The 4,298-nt window shown below is 47.7% G+C and carries 6 protein-coding genes; 3 read left to right on the top strand and 3 right to left on the bottom strand.

Annotated features, from left to right (window positions below; genetic code table 11):
• The coding region (locus IM322_RS00530) for a zinc ribbon domain-containing protein (RefSeq protein ID WP_287713064.1) at positions 1–308 on the top strand (308 nt) is incomplete at its 5' end.
• A gap of 485 nt (positions 309–793) precedes the next feature.
• Here the strand turns inward: IM322_RS00530 and IM322_RS00525 are convergent.
• The 3 genes from IM322_RS00525 to carA form a co-directional block, all read right to left on the bottom strand.
• On the bottom strand, positions 794–1,210 hold the full coding sequence (locus IM322_RS00525) for a Mini-ribonuclease 3 (RefSeq protein WP_287077165.1): 417 nt from the start codon (positions 1,208–1,210) through the stop codon (positions 794–796).
• 3 nt (positions 1,211–1,213) lie between these two features.
• Entirely contained in the window at positions 1,214–1,564 is a 351-nt protein-coding gene (locus IM322_RS00520) for an STAS domain-containing protein (RefSeq protein WP_287675556.1), read from the bottom strand.
• A gap of 74 nt (positions 1,565–1,638) precedes the next feature.
• Positions 1,639–2,787 carry a glutamine-hydrolyzing carbamoyl-phosphate synthase small subunit gene (gene carA / locus IM322_RS00515; RefSeq protein ID WP_287675555.1) on the bottom strand — a complete coding sequence of 383 codons (1,149 nt, stop codon included), beginning with the start codon at positions 2,785–2,787 and terminating at the stop codon, positions 1,639–1,641.
• 197 nt (positions 2,788–2,984) lie between these two features.
• Here carA and IM322_RS00510 point away from each other — a divergent pair, with 197 nt between their 5' ends.
• Positions 2,985–3,878 (top strand): helix-turn-helix domain-containing protein, encoded by an 894-nt coding sequence (locus IM322_RS00510; protein WP_287675554.1) that lies wholly within the window; start codon positions 2,985–2,987, stop codon positions 3,876–3,878.
• Positions 3,879–4,148: 270 nt separating this feature from the next.
• A partial coding sequence (locus tag IM322_RS00505) for a helix-turn-helix domain-containing protein (protein ID WP_287713066.1) occupies positions 4,149–4,298 on the top strand: 150 nt, incomplete at its 3' end.

Genomic DNA, 4,298 nt, shown 5'->3' with positions numbered 1-4,298 from the left:
CTCGACAATTAGCCTATAAATGCCGTTGGTATGGGAGAAATTACATCGAAATAGATAGATGGTTTCCTAGCTCTAAAAGGTGTAGTAATTGCGGGTATATTGCTGAGAAAATGCCGTTAAATGTTCGAGAGTGGGACTGTCCAGACTGTGGGACACACCATGACCGAGATATTAACGCCAGTAAAAACATTTTGGCCGCAGGACTTGCGGTGTCAGTCCGGGTCGCGACCATAAGACCAGAACAGAGTAAAACTGGGGCGGCAGGTGCGGAACCCCGCAAGGGAAAGAAGCAGAAACCTAAATCGTGAGGTTTGGGAATCACCGTCCGTTTTACGGCGGTGAGGATGTCAAGATTGGATGGATTAATAAAAGGGGGTCGGGGCTATCTCAAGGTCGCGAGAGGACTCCCGTTAGAGCCGCCCTTGCTTAACGGGAGATGAATCGCGACCAAAATGAAACTAACGCGGTAGCGTTTCCACTTTCGAGGGATTTCGCTAGAATAGAGAAAGCGGTAAAGCGCGTAAGGGATCACGGAAACCTCCCGATCCTTTGTACCTCGGAACAAATATCGCCCTTGAAAATGTAATGGTGACGGGTCAAGCAGCATAGAAGCTTAACGGCTAAGGTCAAAACAGCCCACAAATAAAATTCAGAGCCGTCCGGGCAGTCGGCAGACGTTAAACTAAAACGCTTGTGGATTCGGTCTGACGGGGGCATAGTCTTCGGATTGTGTCTAGTTAAGAGGAGTAGAAGCAAGAATCTCCCGTCACAGCGTAGCTTGACGGCGAGAGTGTCAAAATTCTAGTTTTTCTAATAGTTGATGTAATCTGGAGGGGTCTTGCAGATAAAGATAGCCGAACAGGGTTTCTAAACTGCTGGCCTGCTGATAGACTTGGGCTGTCAGACGACGGCGTTTTCCCGTGACCGCATTGCGTCCCCGGCGCAGAATTTCTTTTTCTTGATCTGTCAGATAGGGCTGCAGTTGTTCTAAATCTAAAGCCTGTTGTTCGGCCCTGACTTTGCCCACCACCTGAGCGTGATAGTCTCCCAGACGCTGGGGCGGCAGTAAATAATAGGTGCGGATGTATAATTCATAAACAGCATCCCCTAGATAGGCCAGAGAAGCGGGCGATAATCGGTCAAGACCCTCTAGGAGTTGTGACCCCTCGCCACTTAGCTGTAAGCGAATTTTTTCGAGAGGAGATTCCACGATTTACGCTTTTTCCAGATATTCGATCGCCGCTTCTAGGGTGGGTTGCAGGGAAAAAAACTTCTCCAATCGCACCAGTTTTACGGTTTGAGTTACCCGCGCATTGGTAACAATTTGTAAACTGCCCCCTGCGGTTTTGGCCTTTTTCACCAATTTTACTAAAGCCCCTAAACCGGAGCTATCGATAAAATCAATCTGAGCGAGGCTAATAATCACATCCTTGGGACCTTGCTCCACATAGCCCTCGATCACCTTACAAAAAGTCGGTTCGGAAAAGGCATCTAAAAGACCCGTCAAACGGAAAATTTGGTACTTGTCTTTGACCTCACGCGTGCCTCGCAAGCTGACGGTCAAGTTAATTGCTTCTGGAATAATCCCCTCCTAGCTCTAGAGCGGTAAAAATCAAAACCCTAGTATATCCTAAAAGTTTACGACCGACCCTTTTTTGCTTCCCGCATTAAATCGACAAATTTGGCGAACAGATAATCGGCATCGTGGGGGCCGGGACTGGCTTCGGGGTGGTATTGTACCGAGAAAAAGGGCAAAGACCTGTGTTTTAAACCCGCTACGGTGCGATCATTGAGGTTGAGATGGGTAATCTCCACTTGCGGATTTAAAGAGGCTTCCTGCACCGCAAAACCGTGATTCTGACTGGTAATTTCCACCTGCTGCCGCAGTCCACAGGGTTGATTTAACCCGCGATGGCCAAATTTCAGTTTAAAGGTTTCTGCCCCTAGGGATAGCCCCAAAATTTGATGACCCATACAGATGCCAAAAGTGGGTTTTTCCCCTTGCAAAAGTTGCTTGGCTAGGGCAATACCTTCGGTGACAGCCGCCGGATCTCCCGGTCCGTTAGAAAAGAAAATACCATCGGGATTATATGCGGCGATTTTTTCCGGGGGAGTGTCGGCGGGAACCACGATCACCCGACAACCGTAGCTGGCTAAACGCCGGAGAATATTGCGTTTGATGCCAAAATCGATCGCCACCACCGTTAACGGTTCTTGATCACTATCAATTGGTGCAAATTCCCAGGCGGACGGGGTGGGAGTCGTCCATTCGTACACTTCCTTCGTGGTAACTTCTTTAACGAGATTTAACCCCGCCATACTGGGGGCTGCCTGCACCAGCCGCAGTAAATCGTGATAATCCAGTATTTCCGTAGAAATTGCCCCATTCATCGCCCCAACCGAGCGAATTTTGCGGGTCAAAGACCGGGTATCGATGCCATAGATGCCAATAACATGATGAGCGGCCAGATAATCCGGTAGGGATTGGGTAGAACGCCAATTACTAGGCCGGTGGCAGATATTTTTGGCGATCGCTCCTTTCACCTGGGGACGAATTGACTCCTCATCCTCGGGGTTAACCCCCGTATTTCCCAATTCCGGATAGGTAAAAGTGACGATTTGACCAGCATAACTGGGATCGGTGAGGACTTCCTGATAACCAGTCATCCCCGTGTTAAAGACAACTTCGCCGACGGTGGTTCCCTTGGAGCCGAAGGAATAACCCTCGTAGGCCGTACCATCGGCCAGAACTAATAAGGCTTTTTGACTAGCAGCACTTGATATCATTGTCAATTTTTTAATCTTGAGTAGTGGTGAGAAACAGAAGTCAAGGATAGACTAGAACAGGGACTAGAAAACGAATTGCTTAGTTTTAATTGGCTAGAGCGTTTTATGATTAAGAGTACATCCGCTCAAGGACAACAGTTTCCCCTGACTAGCCATCGGCAAGATCCTATCGCTTAAAAAATAACTATATAAGTAATATGAGTGCAAGAAAACTGACTGATGCCACGAAAAAAGAAATTCTTAAGCTTTATCGGGAAACGGAGGCCACCACTTCCACCTTAGCCGAGCGTTATGGCGTGAGTAGTTCTACGGTCAGTCGTTTTCTCAAAAATTCTTTTTCTAGCGAGGAATACGAGCAATTAATCCAGAAAAAACGCTTGGCCCGCAATCCTCGTGGCCTCGAGGAGGAGGGAGCAGCAGCGGATTTATCGGAAAAAGCGATCGAGGTGATTAGTTTTCGGGCAGCGCGCATCGAAGCTAAGGATGAGTGGGATTTTGAGCAACCGCTCGCTTCTGTGGAACAATTAACCCTGTTAATGGATACCTCTTACCCGCCAGAAGCAGATAATTCGGAAGATACAGAAATTAATGGCGATAAGCCTCTAGAAAACGCTAATTTAAACGAGTTTTTCGTCGAAGCTATCGAGGAAGATGAGGAGGAAGATGAGCTTGACGAGGATTGGGATGAAGAGGAGGATGAAGATGAAGATGAAGATGAAGACGAGGAGGAGGAGGAACTAGCGGGCAGCTATTTAGGCCCGACTATCGTTAAAACAGCCCAATTACAGATATTACCCCTATCGGCGGCGGCTTTTCCCAAAACCTGTTACTTGGTCATTGATCGCGCTGCCGAATTAATCACCCGTCCCCTCAAGGATTTTGCCGAATTGGGGAAGGTTCCCCCTCAGGAAATCCAGCAGCGCACCCTCCCCATCTTTGAAAGTCATCGCATCGCTCGCCGTTTCTCCAAGCGCAAGGAAAAAGTGATTAAAGTTCCCGACGGTCGCCTGATCGAAAAAGCTCACGCTCAACTGGAAGCTAAAGGGATCACCCGTCTGCTCATTGATGGTCGTATCTACGCTTTAGAGTAGGGAATTAGGGGATAGGAGACTCCAGCAGGCTCCCTGCAAGGGGAAGCCAAAAAAGGAAAAAAGCGTTGAGAACAATAACCAGATGGTGACTGTTCTCAACGCTTTCTGTCAAGTCTGATTGAGATGCTCTTACCCTGTCAATTTAGATGAGTTTACCCTAAGAAAATATTCCAATCTCATCGAAAATTTGGGTCTGAAACCCCGTCGTTCTACGACGGCTTTACCGTTAAATATTAGCACATTTACGGAATATATGCTAAAATGCTCCCCATGGAAAAAGCCTATTCTTACCGATTTTACCCCACACCAGAACAAGAGTCGCTATTGCGGCGCACCTTGGGCTGTGTAAGATTGGTTTACAATAAAGCTCTCCATCTCAGAACACAAACATGGTACGAAAAGCAAGAAAGAGTAGGATAT

Origin of the sequence: Microcystis sp. M109S1, assembly GCF_020247025.1 — a bacterium.
Lineage (GTDB): Bacteria > Cyanobacteriota > Cyanobacteriia > Cyanobacteriales > Microcystaceae > Microcystis.
This window is presented reverse-complemented; position numbering and strand designations above follow the sequence as displayed.